We start from the raw sequence: 20,069 nt of genomic DNA on the forward strand, positions 1-20,069 counted from the left end.
CTCCTCTCCACTCGTCCCCCGGTGCTGACGCCTGGCGGGTACCCGTGGCCACCAGGGGCACTCCGGAGATCCGCAGCCGGGCGGCCTCCGGCATGCCCCGGGGAACCCGGGTAGCCGAGGTGGGTCCTGTCCGGACCGCCGGGCACCACGGCGGTCCGTCCGCCACGACGACGAGGCGACACATCATGGACGTTCCTTCCAGCAACGGCCGCTCCGCGGCCCAGCAGGCGCTGAGCACCCTGGCCACCGACACCCGGGACGAGGCCGCGCTGAACACGCTGGCCGAGAGCGACGTACTGGTCCCGGCGCCCGACGGCACCGACGACGAGCAGGCACCGCCCTCGTCGGCCCTCACGCTCCCCGTACTCGAACAGCCCGACGGCGAACCGCTGGTGCCGGTGTTCACCTCCGAGCTGCGCATGAACGAGCTGCTGCCGTTCGTCTCGCGCTGCCAGCAGGTGCCGCTGGGGGCGCTGGCCGCCCAGTGGCCCCCGGGTCTTTCGCTGACCATCGACGCGGGCTCCCCCGACGCCCTCACCCTGAGCGCCGACGGCGTACGGGCCCTGCTGGCCCGCCCGCACGGCTGAACCACCCGCCGCGCGGGCCCCGCCCCAGCGACGGATGCCGAGCGCCGCCGTGGCCTCCGGCCGGAACGGCGTGGGCCGCACGGGCGGGGCCTTCGCTCGGCAGCGGCCCGGCCCGCGGCACCGCTGGCCCGACCCGCGGCACCGCTCCGTTTGCGGACCGCCCGCCATCGGGTTTGGGTGTGAGGGACCCCTCACACCTCCCGGGAGCAGGCATGTCGATGGCGTTCGGTTCTCCCTTCGGCCCGTCCGATCCGTTCGGTGATCTGCTGAACCGCTTCTTCGGGATGTCACCGGCGTCGTCGCCCCCGGCCGTGCAGCGCGTGCCCATCGGCCGTCTGCTGACGGAGGCGGCCCACGGGCTGCTCAACGCCGCCGCCCGCAAGGCCGGTGAGGACGGCACCGCCGACCTCGACACCGAGCACCTGCTGTGGGCCGCCACCCAGGTGGAGCCCACCCGCGGGCTCCTCGCCCGGGCCGGGGTCGACCCCGAGGCGCTCGCCGACCGCATCGCCAAGGTGCTGCCCCGCGAGGCCGCCGAGCCCTCGGCGGAGCCCGGGCTCACGCCCGCCGCCAAGCGCACGCTGGCCCTGGCCCACGCCACCTCGCAGGCCGCCGGGGTCTCGTACATCGGCCCCGAGCACATCCTCGGTGCCCTGTTGAGGGACGCCGACTCGGGTGCCTCCCGCTTCCTGCGCGCCGAGGACCTCGACGTCTCCGCGCTGCGCGGCCTGACCGAGCAGGCGGCCCGCGGCGAGGCGGCACCCACCGCGCCCGCCGCGGCCAAGGAGCCCGCCAGCACGCTGGACGAGTTCGGCCGTGACCTCACCGAGGAGGCGAGGGCCGGGCGGCTCGACCCCGTCGTCGGCCGCGCCGAGGAGATCGAGCAGACCGTGGAGATCCTGTCCCGGCGCTCCAAGAACAACCCGGTGCTCATCGGCGAGCCGGGCGTCGGCAAGACCGCGATCGTGGAGGGACTCGCCCAGCGGATCGTCGCGGGCGAGGTGCCCGACACCCTCAAGGACAAGCGGGTCGTCTCCCTCGACCTGTCCGCCATGGTCGCCGGGGCCCAGTACCGCGGCCAGTTCGAGGAACGCCTGAAGAAGGTCATCGAGGACGTGCGGAAGGCCGAGGGCGCGGTCATCCTCTTCATCGACGAGCTGCACACCGTCGTCGGCGCGGGCGCCACCGGCGAGGGCTCCATGGACGCGGGCAACATGCTCAAGCCCGCTCTGGCGCGCGGCGAGCTGCACGTCGTGGGCGCGACCACCATCGACGAGTACCGCAAGCACGTCGAGAAGGACGCCGCCCTCGAACGCCGCTTCCAGCCCGTCCTGATCCCGGAGCCGACCGTCGAGGAGACCGTCCAGATCCTCGAGGGCCTCCGTGACGCGTACGAGGCCCACCACCAGGTCCGCTTCGCCGACGGCGCCCTCGCCGCGGCCGCCGAGCTGTCCGACCGCTACATCAGCGACCGCTTCCTGCCCGACAAGGCCATCGACCTGATGGACCAGGCCGGTGCCCGGGTGCGGCTGCGCGGCGCCGGCCGCTCCACCGAGGTCGTCAGCCGCGAGGACGAGCTGGCCAAGCTGCGCCGCGAGAAGGACCAGGCGGTGGCGGCCGAGGAGTTCGACCGGGCGGCCGAGCTGAAGCGGCGGATCGCCGAGGTCGAGGGCGAGCTGGCGGGCATCGAGGAGCGCCGCGAGGGCGTCGTCTCGGTGACCGCGAGCGACATCGCCGACATCGTCGCCCGCCGCACCGGAATCCCCGTGTCCCAGCTCACCACCAGCGAGAAGGAGCGCCTCCTCAAGCTGGAGGAGGAGATGCACGCCCGGATCGTCGGCCAGGACGAGGCGGTCGCCGCGGTGTCGGAGGCGGTGCGCCGCAGCCGCGCGGGCATGGGCGACCCGAACCGGCCGGTCGGCTCGTTCCTCTTCCTCGGGCCCACGGGCGTCGGCAAGACCGAGCTGGCCAAGACCCTGGCGGAGCTGCTCTTCGGCGACGAGAACCGCATGATCCGCTTCGATATGAGCGAGTTCCAGGAGAAGCACACGGCCGCGCGCCTCGTCGGCGCGCCTCCCGGATACGTGGGGTACGAGGAGGCCGGGCAGCTCACCGAGAAGGTGCGTCGGCAGCCGTACAGCGTCGTGCTGTTCGACGAGGTGGAGAAGGCGCACCCGGATGTCTTCAACACCCTCCTGCAGATCCTCGACGACGGGCGCCTCACCGACGGCCAGGGGCGCACGGTCGACTTCCGGCACTGCGTGGTCATCATGACGTCCAACATCGGCGCCCACCGCATCCTGGCCCACGAGGGCGACGCGGCGGAGCTGAAGGACGAGCTGATGGAGGACCTGCGGGGCCGGTTCCTGCCCGAGTTCCTCAACCGCATCGACGACATCATCGTCTTCCACAGCCTCACCGAGCAGGACCTGTCGGAGATCGTCGACCACCTCCTGGACCGCAGCAAGCACCGGGTCCACGCGCAGGGCATGACCCTGGAGGTCACCGAGGCGGCGAAGAAGCTCCTCGTCGCCCACGGCCACCAGCCGGAGTTCGGCGCCCGGCCGCTGCGCCGCACGATCCAGACCGAGCTAGACAACCGGATCGCCTCGCTGCTGCTCAGCGGCGAGGCCGACCCCGGGGACACGATCGTCGCCGACGTGCGGGACGACTCGCTGCACTGCACCATCCGCAGGGCCGAGCGCGCGTCAGCGGACGCCGCCGGGTCCGAGGGCGACGGCGAAGGCGGCGACAGCTGATCGACATGATCGGTTCACGTACCGCGCTGGCATCCCGTGGCGGGACCCGCCCGAGGAGTTCGGGTCGCGGTAGGACGCCCAGGACCGGCTGTGGTCAAGCGCGGTGGGGAAGGTCGTCGAGGTGTGCCCCTCGATGTCGACCGCGTACACCACGAAGTCCTCCGTGGTCGGCAGCACAGCGCTCCATTCCGCCGCGCCGAGGGTGTCCGCCATCGACCGCAGCAGGTCCCTGCCCGCCTCCGAGCGGGCCAGTCCGAGTTCCTGGGCCAGCAGGCGGGCGGTGTCGGTGACCGCGCCGAGGTCCACCGACGTCTCGTACGCCATGTCCGCCGGTGACCAGAGATCGTCCAGGTCCGATCCGTCGGCCACCGCGGCGCGCCGGTCCTCGTCCAGTCCGACGTGCACGGTGAACCCCGCCGGATCGGCGGGATCCTCGTACATGAGGGCGACGCAGTAGGCGGGGCCATCGACCTCCAGGTCGCGGACGGCCCGCGGGATGCGGCGGAGCAGTTCCCGCTCAACGGCCCGCCAGGCGTCCGCGGGGGTGAAGCCGGTCGGTGGGCGTTCGTAGATCACCTCCGTGTGGCCCCGGGGGTACGAGGACTGCAGGAGCGCCAGGCCGCTGCCGTCGTACGTGGCGTCGAAGACCGCGAAGGGCACGAGCGGGAGCAGGCCCTCGGACTGCCGCTGCCCGTAGTGGTTCTCGACGCGAGTCACCCGGTCGTCGGTGTAGTCGTAGGTCTCATAGCTCGCGCCGCCCGTGGCGACCATCGCCGCCGACCGGATCCGGTTGGCGGCGAAGCGGTACTCGTGCAGATAGACCGGACGGCCGTCGGCGTGGAAGCGGGCCTCCTCGACGAGGCCGGGGCGACAGGAGCGGAAGCTCTCGTAGGAGAGCCTGCCGCCGAGGAATCCGTTGTACTCGAGCCCGACCACCACCCGGTCATCGGCGTCGAACCCGAGCCGGACGTGGTCTCGCGCCGGGTCCGGCCGCTCCGCGAGTCGACGGCCCGGGCGGCTCAGGTTCCGCTCGTAGAACAGCGGACGCGGATCGAACGCCGCGTCCTCGTACCACTCCCAGCGAACGACGAGCCCGTACGCGGCCGTCCTCCGGGGGCGGTACTCCGCTGCCAGGCGGGCGAAGCGACGGTCGAGACCAGCCAGATCGATCACGGGCCGAAACTACCGCAACGCGCGGGTCGGCCCCGACACCCCGTCCTGGTGGACGCCATGGCTCCGGACGGCAGCCCGGCCCAGGCGCGGGGTCGGGTGCGGCCGGGGCTGGGAGCGCGCGCACTACCCCACCGGCGTCGGTATCCGGCAGCGCGTCACCAGATCAGGGGGAATCAGTCATGGGGGCCCGGCGCCGGGGCCCGGAACGCCTCGGCTCACCGGGGGTCGGCGGCCGGTTCGATCACGACCTTGACGTGCTTCATGATCGGCTGGTCGCTCTGGGTGCTGTAGTCGTCCAGCGCGCACAGCACGTTCATCTCCGGCATGTATCCGGCCGCGCAGCCGGGCGGGATGTCGTACGGGATGGCCAGGTAGCCGCGCAGGGAGCGGGTGCTGCCGTCGCGCGCGGTGCTGGTGATGTCGACGGGCGCCAGGTCGGCGATGCCGCGCTCGCGCATGTCGGCGCGGTTCATGAAGACGAGCGTGCGCAGGTTCTTGATGCCCCGGTAGCGGTCGTTGTCGGAGTAGATCGTGGTGTTCCACTGGCCGTGGGAGCGCATGGTGCCGAGCGCCAGCGTGCCCGGCTCGGGGACCACGTCGGGCAGCGGGGCCGTGGAGAACTCGGCCCTGCCCGAGGGGGTGAGGAAGACCAGTTCCCGCGCGGGCTGCTTGATGCGGAAGCCGAGGGGCAGCCGGACCCGCCGGTTGAAGTCCTCGAAGCCGTCGAGCACCCGGGCCATCGTGTCGCGGACGCGGTCGTAGTCCTCGACGTACCACTCCCACGGTGTGGCGCTGTCGGGCAGCGCGGCGCGGGCCATGCCCGCGATGATGGCGGGCTCGGACAGCAGGTGCGGGGACGCGGGCCGCTTCATGCCGACGGACAGGTGGACCATGCTCATCGAGTCCTCGACGGAGGTGGACTGCACGCCGGTGCGCTGGTGGTCCTTCTCCGTCCGGCCCAGGCAGGGCAGGATCAGGGCCCGGCGGCCGTGCACGACGTGGCTGCGGTTGAGCTTGGTGCTGACCTGCACGGTGAGGTCGCAGGCGCGCAGCGCCGCGTACGTGTACGGGGTGTCGGGCGCCGCCAGCGCGAAGTTGCCGCCCATGCCGACGAACACCCGCACCCGGCCGTCGCGCATCGCCTTGATGGTGCCGACGGTGTCCAGGCCGTGCGCGCGGGGCGGCTCGATGCCGCAGACTTCGGCGAGGCGGTCGAGGAAGGCCTCGTCCGGGCGGTGGTCGATGCCGCAGGTGCGGTTGCCCTGGACGTTGCTGTGGCCGCGCACGGGGGAAGGACCGGCGCCCTCGCGGCCCAGGTTGCCGCGGAGCAGCAGCAGGTTGACGATCTCGCGGACGGTGTCCACGCCGTGCTCGTGCTGGGTGACGCCCAGGCACCAGCTGACGATGGTGCGGTCGGCCTCCCCGTAGACGCGTGCCGCCTTGAGGATGTCGGCACGGCTCAGCCCGGACTGCCGCTCCAGTTCCTCCCACGGCGTGGCCTCGCACACCGCCCGGTACTCCTCGAAGCCGGTGGTGTACCGCTCGACGAACTCGCGGTCGAGGGCCTTGGGGTCGGTGGCGGACTGCTCCAGGACCGCCTTGGCCATGCCGCGTACGAGGGCCATGTCGCCGCCGATGCGGGGCTGGAGGTTGAGGCTGCTCGTGGGGGTCGCGCGGAACGTGGCCATGTCCAGGAAGTCGTGCGGGATGATCGTGCGCGTGGCGGCCGCCTCGACGAGCGGGTTGACGTGCACGATCCGGGCTCCGCGGCGGTGGGCCTCGGCGAGGGCGGTCAGCATCCGGGGCGCGTTGGACGCGGCGTTGACGCCGAGGACGAACAGCGCGTCGGCGCTCTCCCAGTCCTTGAGGTCGACCGTGCCCTTCCCGGTGCCGAGGGAGGCCTTCAGGGCCCGGCCGCTGGCCTCGTGGCACATGTTGGAGCAGTCGGGGAGGTTGTTGGTGCCCAGTTCGCGGGCCATCAGCTGGTAGAGGAACGTGGCCTCGTTGCCGAGCCTGCCCGAGGTGTAGAACGCGGCCTGGTTCGGGTCGTCGAGCCCGCGCAGGGCGGTGCCGACCAGGTCGAAGGCGTCCTTCCAGCTGACGGGGACGTAGTGGTCCGTGTCGGGGTCGTACGCCATGGGCTCGGTGAGGCGCCCCTGGTTCTCCAGGTCGTAGTCGCTCCACTCCGCCAGCTCGGTCACGGAGTGCGCGGCGAAGAACGCGCGGTCGACCCGTTTGCGGGTCATCTCCCACGTGACGTGCTTGATCCCGTTCTCGCAGAGGTCGAGGTGGAGGCCCTTGGTGTCGTCGGGCCAGGCGCAGCCGGGGCAGTCGAACCCGCCGTTCTCGTGGTTCATCTTCGCGATCGCGCGCGGCCCGTCGAGGGGGAGGGCGCCCTCGCGGACCAGGAACCGGCTCACGCTCTTCGCGGCGCCCCAGCCCGCCGCCGGGTGGTGGTACGGGTGGAACTCCGGTGGGCCCTTCGGGGCCGGGCCCACGCGGGCCTCGACGTCGGCGTGGGCCTCGACACCCGCCCGGGCCACCCGGGGCCGCCGGTCGGCGCCCTGCTGGTCGGCGCCCTGCTGCTCGGCGGCTTCCTGGTCGGCACGCTCCGGGCCCATGTGCCCTCCACCCTTCTGCCCGCGAGGGCACGGCGACGCGCACGGCCCTCTCCGGGCAGGCTAGGCCGCCTGGACAGGGCCCGCCATCCGGCCGGGTCCTGGGCTCGCCGGGCCGCCGCGGCCGTACGGGACGGGATCAGGCGCCGCCCGCCTCCCGCGCCACGCGCTCCAGCCGACTCCGGTACTCCCGCCACCACGCCCGGTCTCCCGGCGGCATGTTGTCCTTGCCCTGGCCGTACCCGACGGCTCCGTCGATGAGTTCCCGCACGATGTCGGCATGGCCCGCGTGCCGCTGGGTGTCGGCGAGCACGCGTACGACGATGTGGTGCAGCGTCACCTCGTTGCGCTCCTGGGGCCACCAGGGGACGCGGCCGACCGCGTCGAGCCCCAGCGCCTCGACGGTGCCGTTCGCGTGCTCCCAGGCCGCCCGGTACAGCCCGACGATCTCTTCGCGTGACTCGTCCGCGGTGGCCCACATGTCCGCGGTCGGCTCCGGGTCGTTCGTGTACCACCAGGGCGGTGGCTCCTCGGTGAAGTACGGCCGCCCAAACGCGTCCCCGAAATAGCCCAGCTCCACGCTGGCGAGGTGCTTGACCAGGCCCAGCAGGTTGGTCCCGGTGGGGGTGAGGGGGCGGCGGACGTCGTACTCGGACAGCCCGTCGAGCTTCCACAGCAGCGCGTCACGAGCGTCTTGCAGATACCTGAGCAGGTCCGCTTCCGGACGGTGTTCGACCATGCCGCGCAGTGTCGCACCCGGCACTGACAACAGGGCTTCGTCCGCCGCCGCGCGCGCCAGCGGGCCGGAGCCGCCGAAGCCCCCAGTGCCGCCCTACGTCTCGGTCCCGGCGGCCAGGACCGTCGCGCGGAAGGACGCGACGACGGGACGCAGGTCGGTCCGGTGCCACACCGCCCACAGGGGAACGGACCTCTGGAACCAGGGCAGTTCGCGGACGGTGACGCCGGTGAGGGGACCGTGCAGCATGCTCCGCTGGACAAAAGCGCTGCCGAGGCCGGAGGCCACCAGGCCCAGGGCGGTGAGGGGTTCCGGGGCCTCGAAGCGGATGTCGGGGGTGAATCCGGCGGCGGCGCACGCCGCGACGAAGTCGTCCCGCCAGACGTGGTCGTGGCTGTCCTCGACGGCGACCCACGGCTGGCCGTCGAGGTCCTCGGGGCGGATCCCGTCCGCGGCGGCGAGCGGATGGCCGTGCGGCAGGGCCAGCAGCAGGGGGTCCCGCGACAGCAGGGTGCTGCGCAGGTCGGGGTCCCCTTCGGGCGGGGCCTCGGGGACCAGGGCGATGTCCAGACTGCGCTGGCGCAGGCCCTCGAACTGCTGCGGGGCGGTCAGGTCGTAGAGGGCGACGTGGACGCCGGGGCGCTCGGCGTTCAGGGTGCGCAGGGCCCGCGGCAGCAGTCCGGTGTGCATGGCGTCGTCGACGTACCCGATGCACAGGCCGCCCTCGTCGCCGCGGCCGAGGCGGCGGCCCAGGTTCTCCAGGCGGTCCGCGTGCCGCAGCAGGGCGGTGGCCTCGGCGAGGAAGATGCGGCCGTCGGAGGTGAGCCGGATGCGCTGCTGGCCGCGCTCGAAGAGCGTCAGGCCCAGGTTCTTCTCCAGCTGGGCGATCTGGCGGCTGAGCGGGGACTGCGAGATGTGCAGGCGCTCGGCGGCCCGCCCCACGTGCTCCTCCTCGGCCACGGTCACGAAATAGCGAAGTTGTCGCAGGTCAAGCATGTAAGACCCCGGAGGACTCAAGTATGTCCAAGCAAGTCTTGGACAGTCTGACCTCACGATCCTAGCCTCGATGGAGCAAGAGGCGCGGACCGGGAGAAACCTCATCGGACCTCCCTGATGCCGCGTATCTCCATCGAGACAAGGATCCTCCTCATGGGCATCACGTCCCTCCTCCCCGGGCGCCTCGGCTTCGGCACCGCCCCGCTCGGCAACATGTTCCGCGCCATCCCCGACGACGAGGCCCGTGCCACCGTCGAGGCCGCCTGGGACCACGGCATCCGCTACTTCGACACCGCCCCGTTCTACGGCGCGGGGCTCGCCGAGAAGCGGCTCGGCCAGGTCCTGTCGGCCAAGCCGCGCGACTCCTACGTGCTGTCCACCAAGGTCGGGCGGGTCATCCTCGACGAGCACGAGACCGCCACCCCCGACTTCGGCGAGAAGGGCGGCCTGTTCCAGCACGGCAACCCGAACAAGATCGTCCACGAGTGGACCGCTCAGGCCACCGAGCGCTCCATCGAGGACAGCCTCAAGCGCCTGGGCACCGACCGCCTCGACATCGTCTGGGTCCACGACATCGCCCAGGACTTCCACGGCGACGCCTGGCTCGGCAAGTTCGAGGAGGCCCGCACCGGCGCCTTCCGCGTCCTGTCGCGGCTGCGTGACGAGGGCGTCATCAAGGCCTGGGGCCTGGGCGTCAACAAGACCGAGCCGATCGAGCTGACCCTCGCCCTGGACGAGCCGCAGCCCGACGGCTTCCTCCTCGCCGGGCGCTACACCCTCCTCGACCACGAGCACGCCCTGACGCGACTGCTGCCCCTGGCCCAGGAGCAGGGCGTCGACATGGTCGTCGGCGGCCCCTACAGCTCCGGCGTCCTCGCGGGCGGCACCCACTTCGAGTACCAGCAGGCACCGCCGGAGATCATCGAGAAGGTCGGCAAGCTCAAGGCCCTGGCCAGCCAGCACGGCGTCTCCGTCAAGGCCGCCGCCCTGCAGTTCTCCCTGGCCCACCCGGCCGCGGCCGCCGTCATCCCCGGCGCCACCCGGCCCAGCCGGATCGCCGAGGACGTCGCCGCCCTGGACGAGACCGTCCCGGCCGCGTTCTGGACCGACCTGCGCGCCGCCGGGCTCGTCAGCCCCGCCGCCCCGCTCCCCCACGGCGCCTGACCCGCACCCCTCCCCCGTACACCCACCCGTTCGTCTGGAGAACGACCATGGCATCCACCTCCGTCAGCCGCACCGTGCCCGCCTCCCCCGACAAGGTCTGGAGCCTCATCGGCGGCTTCGACGCCCTGCCCGACTGGCTCCCCTACATCCCCGAGAGCACCGCGCTGGAAGGCGGCCGCGTCCGCAGGCTCGCCAACCCCGACGGCGACGTCATCGTCGAGCGCCTGGTGGACTTCAACGAGGCCGAGCGCCACTACAGCTACGCCATCCTCGAAGCCCCCTTCCCCGTCACGGGCTATGTCTCCACCCTGCGCGTCCACGCGGTCGACGGCCGTGACGACGTCGCCGAGGTGCAGTGGTCCGGCCGGTTCACGCCCGACGGCGCCAGTGCCGCCGAGGTCGAGGAGCTGTTCGCCGGGATCTACGCCGACGGACTCGACGCGCTGAGCCAGACCCTCGCCGCCTGACCTGCGGCCCGGGCCCCCTGGCGGCGCCCAGGACGCCGCCGCACCGCACACGCCCTCCCCGAAATCCCGCACGGTGCCCCGGCGTTCACCGCCATCCGTCACAGGGCCGTGGCGGCGCGGACCAGCCCCGCGACCGCCGTTGAGCGGCTGTGCGGGGGCCAGGCGATGACCGTGGTGACGTGGGGGGCGTCGAGGACCGGTACGGCGGTGAGGCCCCCGCGCAGGCCGGTGCGGCCCGACTCCGGCACGACCGCGCAGGCGCGGCCGAGGGCGATGAGCTGGGTGAGCTGCGTGTGGTCGCGCACCTGCGGTCCGGGGCCGTCCGGGAAGGTGCCGTCGAGGCGGGGCCAGCGGGGCAGCGGCAGGTCGGGAAGGCCAGTGACCTCGGCGAGCCGCAGGTGGGGACGGGTGCTGAGGGGGTGACCCGCGGGGAGGAGCGCGACCTGGCCCTCGGAGTGCAGGTCCTCGGTGTCGAAACCGGCCGTGTCGTCGAAGGGCCGGTGCAGCAGGGCCACGTCGGCCCGGCCGGTGCGCAGCACCGCGACCTGCTCGCCCGGCCCGCACAGCACGACGTCCACGGCGGCGGCGCCGGGGTCGGCGGCGTAGGCGTCGAGCAGTGTGGCCAGCAGTTCATCGGACGCGCCCGCCTTCGCGGCCAGGACCACGGCGGGGCGGCCGGTCGCCGCGAGGGCGGCCCGGCGGGTGCGCCGCTCGGCGGCCTCCACGGCGTCCAGCGCCGCCCGCGCCTCCCGCAGCAGCACCGCCCCCGCCCCGGTCAGGGCGACACCCCGGCCGCCGCGCTCCAACAGGGCGGCGCCCAGGCGTCGTTCGAGCCCGGCGATCGCCCGTGACAGCGGGGGCTGGGCGATTCCGAGGCGCTGTGCGGCCCGGCCGAAGTGCAGCTCTTCGGCGACCGCGACGAAGTACCGGAGCTCACGTGTCTCCACCCCGCCAGCCTAACCGGCCCGGCCAGGAGTGATACCCAGGCGGTATCGCCGCCCACCCGGTCGGTCTTGGACGCCCTGCCCGGCGGGGAGAAACATCGGTGCCATGAACGAGACGAACACCGTGAACCGCCCCAAGGTCGCGCTGGTGACCGGGGCCAACAAGGGCATCGGGTACGAGATCGCCGCCGGGCTCGGCGCCCTCGGCTGGACGGTCGGGGTCGGCGCGCGGAACGAGGAGCGGCGCGAGGCCGCCGTGGCCGAGCTGCGCGCGGCCGGAGCCGACGCGTTCGGCGTGCCGCTGGAGGTGACCGACGACGCCAGCGTGACAGCGGCGGCCCGGCTGGTGGAGGAGCGGGCCGGGCGGCTCGACGCGCTCGTCAACAACGCGGGGATCACCGGCGGCGGACCGCAGGAGCCCACCACGGTCGACGTGGACCGGGTACGGGCGGCCGTGGAGACCAACGTGATCGGCGTCATCCGCGTCACCAACGCCCTGCTCCCGTTGCTGCGCCGCTCGCCGTCGCCGCGGATCGTGAACGTCTCCAGCAGCGTCGGCTCCCTCACGCTCCAGACCACGCCCGGCGCCGAGACGGGGCCCATCGCCATCGCCTACGCCCCGTCGAAGACGTTCCTCAACGCCGTCACCGTGCAGTACGCCAAGGAACTGGCCGACACCCCCATCCTGATCAACGCCGTCTGCCCCGGCTTCACGGCGACCGACCTCAACGGCTTCCGCGGAGTGCGCACCCCCAGCAGGGCGCGGCCGCCGCGATCCGGCTGGCCACCGTATCGGCCGACGGGCCGACGGGCCGCTTCTTCAACGACGAGGGAGAGGTGCCCTGGTGACGCGCTTCCGGTTCGCGCTGCCCCGGGGAGATGGCGCAGGCGCGCCCTCCTGACCCGCTCGGCGCAACCGCCCGGACACGCCTCACGCGTGCCCGGGCCGCGGCGTCCGCGACGCCTGCCTGGCCGGGACCGGTCCCGGCCAGGGAGGCGTCGAATGGGGCCCTGTCAGGCGCGCCCACCGGCTCGCAGGCCACGGTCCAAGAAACACGGAGAGACGGATGAGAAGTCCGGTACGCGCAGGTGTCCTCGCCCTGGCCGCGGTGGCGCTGGTGGCGTCCTGCACCACAGGGTCGACGGACGAGGGCGACGGCAAGCCGTCCGCGAAGTCCACCCGGAGGGCGCTGGACCTCAGCGGCGACCCGCGGGCGGCGGCTCCTCTGGCGTTCGAGAAGAAGGCCGCCCATGTCCTGCCGACCGCCCCCGACGGCCTGCCCATCGCGCTGTACGGGCGCGCTGCCTGGGTCCCGCACGCGTCCGGCGTAAGGGTGTACCAGTTGTCCACGGGCCGGGCGGTCACCGACATCAGGACCCGGAACAAGCCCGCGTACGACCTGCCGGAACCCTGGGATCTGAGCAAGAAGCAGGCCGCGTTGCTGTTCAATCGCGTGCCGTCCCCCGAGCCGGTCCGTGTCGGCCGCACCCGGGCCATGCTCACCGTCGTGCCGGTGCGGCTGGCCGAGCAGCGCGGCGGTTCGGCCCAGGCCGGGTTCGAGGTGATCGCGGCGCGAGCCGACAACGGCAAGGTGATCTGGCGGCTGCCCGTGGACATCCACGGCGTCCCGGACGGCAAGCTCGGCGCGCTCGTCCTGTGGGCCGGGGACGACGTGGCGACCGTCACCTGGACGGAGGACGGCAACCTGGCGGGCACCTTCGCCGTGGCCCTGGACGAACCGCGCATGCTGTGGCAGCGCGCGGACCTCTGGCACGCCGACGGCTTCGGCGACCGGCTGCTGGGGTTCCGCGACGAGGGGGAGGACGAGCACGCCCTGGCCGGTGTCGCCGCGGCCAGCGGCCGTGACCTGTGGGCCAAGGACCTGCCCGGCGGCGTCACCTGGGCGGTCGAGTCGAACGGGGCGCCGCTGACCAAACTGGACGACGACAGCGAGCAGTCCCGGCTGGTCGACATCGCGACGGGCGCGTACGTCCTGCCCAAGCGGCACGGTCTCACCAAGCGCATGAGCTGCGACCAGGGCGAGGGCGGCACGGTCCTGCTGTGCGCCTCGAAGCAGGACGGGGCGCTCGCCGTGGACGCCACCGGCAAGGTCCTGTGGCGCCGGAAGGCGGGCAGCGGCCCCCACCGCTGGAACGCCACCGTGGAAGCCGAGTTCAGGGACCGGTTCTACGTCAAGGGCGGCAAGAGCGGCAGGAGCGGTAAAGGCGGCAAGGGCGGTAGCAGCGATGACGGGACGTTCGTCGTCGACGGCCGCACCGGGCGAACGGTCAGCACCGGCACGGGAGTCGTCCCCGACCGGGTCAACGCCTACGCGGCGCTGGTGTACACCGCCAAGGGCACCGAGGTCCACCGCGCCAAGCGCTGACGGCCACCGCCCCGCCGCAGCGATCCGGACAACATCCGTCGCATGTCCGCCGGTCGGGCGGAAGCCCGGTACTCCCCCGGTGTCCGCCCCGTTGTCCCCGGCGACGAACATCGCCCGCCCCGACGTGAGGCGGGCGACGCCACGCGCCGAGAAGGGACACCACCCCCGCATGACCCGACAGCACCGCCTCGGCCAGGGCCTGGCCGCACTGACCGCCGCCCTCGCCCTGACCACGGCGCCTGCCGCGCTGCCCGCGCACGCCGCCGACAAGACCGTCAAGCCCCTCCCGCACGGAGCCGCCGCGCCGACCGCCGGTGCGGGCCACCACGGCGGTGACCCGGACGGCGGCTGGGAGGGCGACGGGCTGCGCCTGAACGCCGAGGACAACCGCAAGGTCGACGCGTACATCGGCCGGGCGCGCGCCGCCGAGCCCCGGATCAGCGCCCAGGTGCGGGCCGCCGCCGACCTGAGCCAGGCCGAACTGGTCGGCTTCGACCACCGTCTGAAGTCCCCCGACTCCCTCAAGCGGAAGGTCGCCACCGACCTGAAGGAGCACCCGGGCCAGAAGGTCGAGGAGGCGCTGGCCCGCCTCACCGACGCGGTCCGCTACACCCTCCAGTGGCCCGACGACCGGTACGTCTCGGGGGTCACCACCGCCACCGAGGTGCTGTCCGCCTGGGGCAACGAGACCACCAAGTGGCGCAACACCTGGGGCAGCGAGAAGGGGTACCGGGGGCTCAACTCGGGCTGGCGCGCGCCCCGTTCGCGGCAGCTGTTCGAGGTGCAGTTCCACACGCCCGCGAGCAAGTGGGCCCAGGAGGTGACCCACAAGCTGTACGAGGAGCAGCGTCTGCCCACCACCACGCCCGAGCGCAAGCGGGAACTCCAGGCGCAGCAGGACGCGATCTTCGCCTCGGTCGCCGTGCCTGACGGCGCGCCCGCCCTCGCTCCGCCCGCTCCCCTGCCCCAGCGGCCGACGCTGGCACCGGCCGCCTGACGCCGCGCGACGGCTCCGGCCGACGAGCGCACGGGCCGCCCCGGTGAGTGGGGCGGCCCCCCAGGCCCACGCGGGCGTGGCGCGGGCCTGCGAGAGCATGGCGGTATGGACGATCTGACGCAGGCGCGCGGGCTGACGCCGATACGGGAGGTGGCGGACCGGTTGGGGCTGCCGCTGTCGACGCTGCACTACTGGGAGCGGCGGGGCCTCGTGGAGCCGTACCGGCGGTCCGGGCGGCGGTACTTCGACACCGAGCAGGTCTACCGCCTGGCGCTGGTCAAGCTGTGGCGCGAGACCGGACTGATGTCCATCGAGGAGATCGCCGCCCTGCTGCGCCGCGACGGCGGCGCGTGGCAGCGGACCGTGCGGGGCCGTATCGCCGCCCTCGACGAGCACATCGCCCGCCTCGACGCCGCGCGCACCTACCTCGGCCACCTCTTGGGCTGCCCGCACGGCGACGACCTGGAGAAGTGCCCGTCCTTCCGGGCGACGGTCCCCGTCCCCGCGCCCTGACCGCTCACCCCGTACGGGGCATGGCGAGGGCCGCCACGAGCGCGGCGGCGGCCACGCATCCGGCGCAGACGAGGAACGCGACGCCGTAGCCGTGGGCCAGCGCGGCCGCGCCGTGCGCGCCGCCACGCCCGGGGTGCGCGTGCGACCACGCGGCCGCCGCCGCGGCGGAGACGGTGCTGATCGCGGCGAGGCCGACGGCCCCGCTGGTCTGCCGGACCGTGTTGAGCACGCCCGCGGCCAGACCGCTGCGCGCGGCCGGGACGCCGCCGGTGGCCGCGACCGTGATCGGGGTGAACGCGGCGGCCGTACCGAAGCCGAACACCACACCGCACACCCCCACCGTCAGCGCGTACGAGCCGTCCGCCCCGAGGAGCGCCGCCACGCCCGCGAACCCGGCCGCGCCCACCAGGCAGCAGGCCACCGACGTCCGGCGCGGCCCGAACCGGACCGTCAGCGGCCCGGCCGCCCGCGCGCCCGCGAACATGGCGGCCCCGACCGGCAGATAGCCGAGCCCGGCACGCAACGGCGACCAGCCGTGTACGTCCTGGAGGTACAGCGACAGCAGGATCGGGCTGGCGAAGAAGCCCAGGCCCAGCAGGAACATCACCACGTTGGCGCTGATCACCGCGCGCAGCCGGAAGAGGTCGAGCGCCAGCAGCGGCTGCCGCGCCCAGCGCGCCTGATGCGTCACGAACACCGCGAGGAGCGCGATCCCCCGGCCAGCGGGCCCGTCACCGACGGGCTCGTCCAGCCCGTGACCGCCGCCCGCATCACCCCGTACACCACGCTCGTGAGCCCGGCCGTGGCCAGCGCGGCCCCCACGACGTCCAGGCGCGGCCGGTCGGGGCGCGCCCGCCGTGGCAGCCCGCGCGCGGCGACGACCAGGGAGAGCACGCCGACGGGTACGGTCACGAGGAACACCCAGCGCCACCCCGCCCACTGGGTGAGGGCACCGCCGATCACCGGCCCGGACGCGGCGCCGACGGCACCGACCGCGCTCCAGGTGCTCAACGCCCGCGCCCGCCGGTCCGGTTCGGTGAACGTCGTGGTCAGCAGCGACAGCGTCACCGGCATCAGCAGTGCCCCGCCAAGCCCCTGCGCGGCCCGCGCCGCCAGCAGCGCCTCCGCCGTCACCGCCGCGCCGCAGGCGACCATCCCGGCGGTGAACAGCGCCGTCCCCGCGAGCAGTGCCGCCCGGTGCCCGAACACGTCGGCGCACCGGCCGCCGAGCAGCAGGAAGCCCGCGAAGGCGAGGGTGTACGCGTTGACCACCCAGGGCAGGGCGGCCGGTGCGAAGCCGAGGTCGGCGCGGATGCCGGGCAGCGCCACCGACACGATGGTGGCGTCCAGGACGACCACGAACGACCCGGCGCAGGCCAGGGCCATCACGAGCCGTTCGGGGCCGCTCGTGCGCCGCCGCGCGGGTGCGGCCGTGCCGGGCGCGAGGGTGGGGCGCGAGCTCATGCGGGCACCTCGCCGCCGAAGCCGTCCGGACCGGCGGTGACGTCCGGGCGCAGCACGGGCCGGGCGTGGCGTGCCGCGCGGACGTCGAACAGGGCGTCCACGGCGGGTCGTTGAGCGGTGTGGGCCGCCACGAACCCGGCGGCCTCGCGCTCGCCCGCGGGCAGCCCGGCGGCGGCCAGCAGGCTCCGCACCTCGACCGCCGCGTCGGGGTGTCGGGGACGCGGCGCGTGGGCCGCGCGCGGTTCTCGCACCGCGCCCGACTTCTGTGCCCCGTACGGCCCTTCTGCCACGTACGGTTCTCGCGCCGCGTACGGATCGGGGGTGCGCCGGTGCCAGTCGGTGTGCTGCTGGAAGGCGTCGCCGACCCGCAGGATGGTCGCCTCGCCCGCCACCGGGCCCGCGAGCTGCATCGACAGGGGAAGCCCGGTCGCCGTGTGCCCCATCGGGACGGCGAGGACGGGGTTGGCCAGCGGGTTCCAGTACAGCGTGTAGATCTTCCCGAACACGCCCGCGTGGTCCTGGTGGCCCGCCTCGTCGGCCAGGTCGGCGAACGGCGGCGCCCCGATCGACGCCGTCGGGCACACGACCACGTCGACGTCCTCGAACAGCGCGTCCACGGCCCGCTGCGCCACCGTCCGCACGCGCTGCGCCTGGACGTAGTCCGCGCCCGACACCAGCGCGCCCCGCGCGAGCAGGCCGCGGGCGGCCACGCCGTAGTCGTCCCAGCGCCGGGACAGGTCGACGCGGTGGTGGGCGAGGCCCTCGCTGGCCGCCGTCACGAACGTCACGGTGATCATCTCCTGCCAGTAGGGCAGCCGGACCTCCGCCACGGAGGCGCCGAGCCCGCTGAGCACCGCCACGGCCGCGTCGAACGCGCCCGGCAGCGCCGGGTCGCTGTCCGCGGGGACGTGGTGCTCGCGCACCACGCCGACGCGCAGTCCGCTGAGGTCGTCGCCGAAGGAGGGGGTGCCGTCGGGCGCGCCGGTGATGACGTCGAGCACGGCCGCGCAGTCCCGGGCGGTGCGGGCGAGGGGGCCGACGCGGTCGAGGCTGTACGCGAGCGGCAGGCACCCGGCCGCGGGCACGCGCCCGTACGTCGGCATCAGCCCGCTGACCCCGCAGAACGCGGCGGGCATCCGGATGCTGCCCCCGGTGTCACTGCCGAGTCCAGCGAGGAACATTCCCGCGGCGATGCCGCTGGCCGAGCCGGAACTCGACCCTCCGGCCCAGGAGGCGGGCCGCCACGGGTTGCGTGGGACCGGGAACGGCTTGTCCTCTTCGGGGAGTCCGCAGCCGTGCTCCATGGCGGTCGTCTTCCCGGTGAGCACCGCCCCGGCGGCCCGCAGCCGGGCCACCACCGGGGCGTCCCGCCCGGCCCACCAGTGCGGGTCGTGGGCCAGGCTCTGCGCGGTGGTCGGCCCGTCCGCCACCGCGACGGTGTCCTTGACCCCGACCGGGATCCCGTGCAGCGGTCCGCGGTCGACGCCGCGGGCCAGTTCCTCGTCGGCCCGCCGGGCCGCCGTACGGGCCCGTTCGTCGAACCGCGTCACGTACACGCCGAGCGCCCCGTCGGCGCGCTCGGCCGCGGCGATGGCCGCCTCCGTCAACCCGACGCTGGTCACGGCCCCGTCCCGCAGCGCCCGCGCCGCCTCGGTCAGGGTCATGGTCAACGCTTCGTCCACACTCCACCTCCGCGTCCCCCGCCGCGCGTCGTGGGCGGCGGCCGGTTCGGCGACCCTCCCAACTCAACCCGGCTTGAACGCAAGCTCGTCACTGGGGCGGGCGGTCACACCGCCTCGTCCGCCGGGATGTCGGTGGCAGCCCATAAGGTGCGCGCGACGCCTCGAAGGAGGAGGTCCCCCATGGGATTCTCGGGTCACCTGGTCTTCGCCCGTAGCGAGCGACCGCTGCTGGAAGCACCCGTGTTCGTCAGCGTCGAGCGGGAGTTGAACGACACCGTGCACGCGTGGTGGCCGCGACCGGGCGGTTGGCAGACCCTCCAGTGCGGGCAGGGGCTATGGGAGGACGACGTCCTGCCCGCCCTGGTCGGGTGGACCGGCGCACCGGCCTGCGTCGCGGACGTCTCTGACAGCGACGTCGCCCTCGTGACCGGGATGGGGACCAACGGGCAGCTCTGGCAGGCCTGGCTGAACCTGGACAACGCCGCGGCACTCCTCGTCGAGCAGCCGGAGGACCTGGACGACGTGAGCCTGTGGGTGGACACACCCGCGTTCAAGGAAGCCGTGCGACGCAGGCGCGTGGAGCTCGACGTGGATGTTCCAGCCGACGCTGCGGGTGCCCTCGCCTGGGCCGCGGCTGCTGGCGCCTCAGCCGCCGCGCGGCGGTCCCGGATCGAAGAGCTGCTGCGCTCGCGGGAGGTCTTCGCGGAGGACCTCTTCAGCGTACTGCTGGACGAGCTGGGCTTCCCTCAGGCCGTCCGGCCCGCACCTGGCCCCTGACGCGCCCCTACCGGCGGCCTGGGCGACCCGGCGTCGATCTGGCCGAGCGGCCTTCCGCGCCGGTACCCCGCCCCATCATTGTACGATTGCGCAATCCAGCAATCGTCATGTCGGCGAACGGGCCAGCAGGCGCCGGTGGTCGACAGAAGAGGGAACGAGGTGGGCGGGATGCTCCGCAATGGGCTTGAGCCCTGGCATCTGCTGATCGTGGCCGTGGTGTTCATCGTGCTGTTCGGGTCGAAGAGACTGCCCGACGCGGCCCGGTCGCTCGGCAAGTCGATGCGCATCCTCAAGAGCGAGACCAAGGCCATGAGGGATGACGACGCGCGGCGGGCCGCCCCCGAGACCTCGGACGCCGTTCGACCCGCCGGGCAGCATTCGCCCCCCGAAGGTGACGCCACGGCGCGCTGACGCGAAGGCGGCACCTACGTGGCGTCCGGGTCGAAGCGCGGGCGCCCGTCCCGCGCGGGCGCCACCCCCTCCGCCGGGGCGCCACGAGCCGCCGCTCGCCGGGGCGCGTCGGCGGCGGCATCGCGTAGCCCCTCCCCCGGGTCGAGGGCGCGGCGGAACTCCTCGGCGCTCACGCCCAGTTCGGCGCCGATCTCCCGCTTGGCGCGGTCGGAGAGCTCGCGCGCCCCGCGCAGGAAGCCCGCCACGTTCTGGATCAACTCCGGCAGCCTGTCCGGGCCGAACAGCAGGATGGCGATGATCACCAGCGAGATCATCTTCATCGGGCCCACGTCAGTCAGCATCAGCCATCTCCGCTCCCACCGCCCGTTCGCCCCGCTCCCGTCATCGCGCCATA

General features: G+C 73.7%; 18 protein-coding genes and 1 pseudogene. 10 read left to right on the forward strand and 9 right to left on the reverse strand.

What is annotated here, in order from left to right; translation table 11 throughout:
• Nucleotides 1–185: 185 nt before the first annotated feature.
• The gene (locus ACOBQU_RS01235) at nucleotides 186–587 is read left to right on the forward strand and encodes an SseB family protein (RefSeq protein ID WP_423623784.1); all 402 of its coding nucleotides are present in this window, start codon (nucleotides 186–188) and stop codon (nucleotides 585–587) included.
• Nucleotides 588–799: 212 nt separating this feature from the next.
• Nucleotides 800–3,346, forward strand: a complete 2,547-nt coding sequence (locus ACOBQU_RS01240; RefSeq protein WP_423623786.1) for an ATP-dependent Clp protease ATP-binding subunit — start codon at nucleotides 800–802, stop codon at nucleotides 3,344–3,346.
• Here ACOBQU_RS01240 and ACOBQU_RS01245 read toward each other — a convergent pair.
• From ACOBQU_RS01245 to ACOBQU_RS01260, 4 genes are all read right to left on the reverse strand, one after another.
• Complete coding sequence (locus ACOBQU_RS01245) at nucleotides 3,296–4,519, reverse strand: hypothetical protein (RefSeq protein ID WP_423623788.1); 1,224 nt, start codon at nucleotides 4,517–4,519, stop codon at nucleotides 3,296–3,298. The genes ACOBQU_RS01240 and ACOBQU_RS01245 overlap by 51 nt on opposite strands.
• A 215-nt stretch (nucleotides 4,520–4,734) precedes the next feature.
• Nucleotides 4,735–7,140, reverse strand: a complete 2,406-nt coding sequence (locus tag ACOBQU_RS01250; RefSeq protein WP_423623790.1) for an FdhF/YdeP family oxidoreductase — start codon at nucleotides 7,138–7,140, stop codon at nucleotides 4,735–4,737.
• A 136-nt stretch (nucleotides 7,141–7,276) separates the two neighbouring features.
• Complete coding sequence (locus tag ACOBQU_RS01255) at nucleotides 7,277–7,876, reverse strand: DinB family protein (protein WP_423623792.1); 600 nt, start codon at nucleotides 7,874–7,876, stop codon at nucleotides 7,277–7,279.
• A 93-nt stretch (nucleotides 7,877–7,969) separates the two neighbouring features.
• Nucleotides 7,970–8,869, reverse strand: coding sequence for a LysR substrate-binding domain-containing protein (locus ACOBQU_RS01260; protein ID WP_423623793.1), 900 nt, complete (start codon nucleotides 8,867–8,869; stop codon nucleotides 7,970–7,972).
• A gap of 153 nt (nucleotides 8,870–9,022) precedes the next feature.
• On the opposite strand from ACOBQU_RS01260, the gene ACOBQU_RS01265 reads away from it, so the two are divergent.
• Both ACOBQU_RS01265 and ACOBQU_RS01270 read left to right on the forward strand, forming a co-directional pair.
• Nucleotides 9,023–10,033: an aldo/keto reductase gene (locus ACOBQU_RS01265; RefSeq protein ID WP_423623795.1), complete on the forward strand. Its 1,011-nt coding sequence runs from the start codon at nucleotides 9,023–9,025 to the stop codon at nucleotides 10,031–10,033.
• 47 nt (nucleotides 10,034–10,080) lie between these two features.
• Nucleotides 10,081–10,500 (forward strand): SRPBCC family protein, encoded by a 420-nt coding sequence (locus tag ACOBQU_RS01270; protein WP_423623797.1) that lies wholly within the window; start codon nucleotides 10,081–10,083, stop codon nucleotides 10,498–10,500.
• A 98-nt stretch (nucleotides 10,501–10,598) separates the two neighbouring features.
• Here the strand turns inward: ACOBQU_RS01270 and ACOBQU_RS01275 are convergent, their stop codons facing one another.
• Nucleotides 10,599–11,447 (reverse strand): LysR family transcriptional regulator, encoded by an 849-nt coding sequence (locus ACOBQU_RS01275; protein ID WP_423623799.1) that lies wholly within the window; start codon nucleotides 11,445–11,447, stop codon nucleotides 10,599–10,601.
• A 103-nt stretch (nucleotides 11,448–11,550) separates the two neighbouring features.
• Between ACOBQU_RS01275 and ACOBQU_RS01280 the strand changes: the two are divergent.
• The 4 genes and pseudogenes from ACOBQU_RS01280 to ACOBQU_RS01295 all read left to right on the forward strand — a co-directional run bounded on the left by ACOBQU_RS01280 (nucleotide 11,551) and on the right by ACOBQU_RS01295 (nucleotide 15,341).
• Nucleotides 11,551–12,293: pseudogene (locus ACOBQU_RS01280) on the forward strand (SDR family oxidoreductase).
• 218 nt (nucleotides 12,294–12,511) lie between these two features.
• Nucleotides 12,512–13,831, forward strand: a complete 1,320-nt coding sequence (locus ACOBQU_RS01285; protein ID WP_423623801.1) for a hypothetical protein — start codon at nucleotides 12,512–12,514, stop codon at nucleotides 13,829–13,831.
• A 169-nt stretch (nucleotides 13,832–14,000) separates the two neighbouring features.
• Nucleotides 14,001–14,828 carry an ATP nucleotide 3'-pyrophosphokinase gene (locus ACOBQU_RS01290; protein ID WP_423623802.1) on the forward strand — a complete coding sequence of 276 codons (828 nt, stop codon included), beginning with the start codon at nucleotides 14,001–14,003 and terminating at the stop codon, nucleotides 14,826–14,828.
• A gap of 105 nt (nucleotides 14,829–14,933) precedes the next feature.
• Nucleotides 14,934–15,341 (forward strand): MerR family transcriptional regulator, encoded by a 408-nt coding sequence (locus tag ACOBQU_RS01295; RefSeq protein ID WP_423623804.1) that lies wholly within the window; start codon nucleotides 14,934–14,936, stop codon nucleotides 15,339–15,341.
• Between the two features lie 4 nt (nucleotides 15,342–15,345).
• On the opposite strand, the gene ACOBQU_RS01300 is transcribed toward ACOBQU_RS01295, so the two are convergent.
• Genes ACOBQU_RS01300 through ACOBQU_RS01310 form a run of 3 tightly spaced genes read right to left on the reverse strand, consistent with a single transcriptional unit; the run spans nucleotide 15,346 to nucleotide 18,469 of the window.
• Nucleotides 15,346–16,032 (reverse strand): MFS transporter, encoded by a 687-nt coding sequence (locus ACOBQU_RS01300; RefSeq protein WP_423623806.1) that lies wholly within the window; start codon nucleotides 16,030–16,032, stop codon nucleotides 15,346–15,348.
• Nucleotides 16,029–16,805 carry an MFS transporter gene (locus tag ACOBQU_RS01305; protein WP_423623808.1) on the reverse strand — a complete coding sequence of 259 codons (777 nt, stop codon included), beginning with the start codon at nucleotides 16,803–16,805 and terminating at the stop codon, nucleotides 16,029–16,031. The genes ACOBQU_RS01300 and ACOBQU_RS01305 overlap by 4 nt, the downstream gene beginning before the upstream one ends.
• A complete protein-coding gene (locus ACOBQU_RS01310; protein WP_423623809.1) occupies nucleotides 16,802–18,469 on the reverse strand; it encodes an amidase in 1,668 nt (555 codons plus the stop codon). The genes ACOBQU_RS01305 and ACOBQU_RS01310 overlap by 4 nt, the downstream gene beginning before the upstream one ends.
• A gap of 198 nt (nucleotides 18,470–18,667) precedes the next feature.
• On the opposite strand from ACOBQU_RS01310, the gene ACOBQU_RS01315 reads away from it, so the two are divergent.
• Nucleotides 18,668–19,264, forward strand: coding sequence for a hypothetical protein (locus ACOBQU_RS01315; RefSeq protein ID WP_423623811.1), 597 nt, complete (start codon nucleotides 18,668–18,670; stop codon nucleotides 19,262–19,264).
• Between the two features lie 168 nt (nucleotides 19,265–19,432).
• A complete protein-coding gene (tatA, locus tag ACOBQU_RS01320; RefSeq protein WP_423623812.1) occupies nucleotides 19,433–19,675 on the forward strand; it encodes a Sec-independent protein translocase subunit TatA in 243 nt (80 codons plus the stop codon).
• Between the two features lie 14 nt (nucleotides 19,676–19,689).
• On the opposite strand, the gene ACOBQU_RS01325 is transcribed toward tatA, so the two are convergent.
• Nucleotides 19,690–20,016 (reverse strand): twin-arginine translocase TatA/TatE family subunit, encoded by a 327-nt coding sequence (locus ACOBQU_RS01325; protein WP_423623814.1) that lies wholly within the window; start codon nucleotides 20,014–20,016, stop codon nucleotides 19,690–19,692.
• Between the last annotated feature and the right edge of the window lie 53 nt (nucleotides 20,017–20,069).

Source organism: Streptomyces sp. G45 (assembly GCF_049542095.1).
GTDB lineage: Bacteria > Actinomycetota > Actinomycetes > Streptomycetales > Streptomycetaceae > Streptomyces.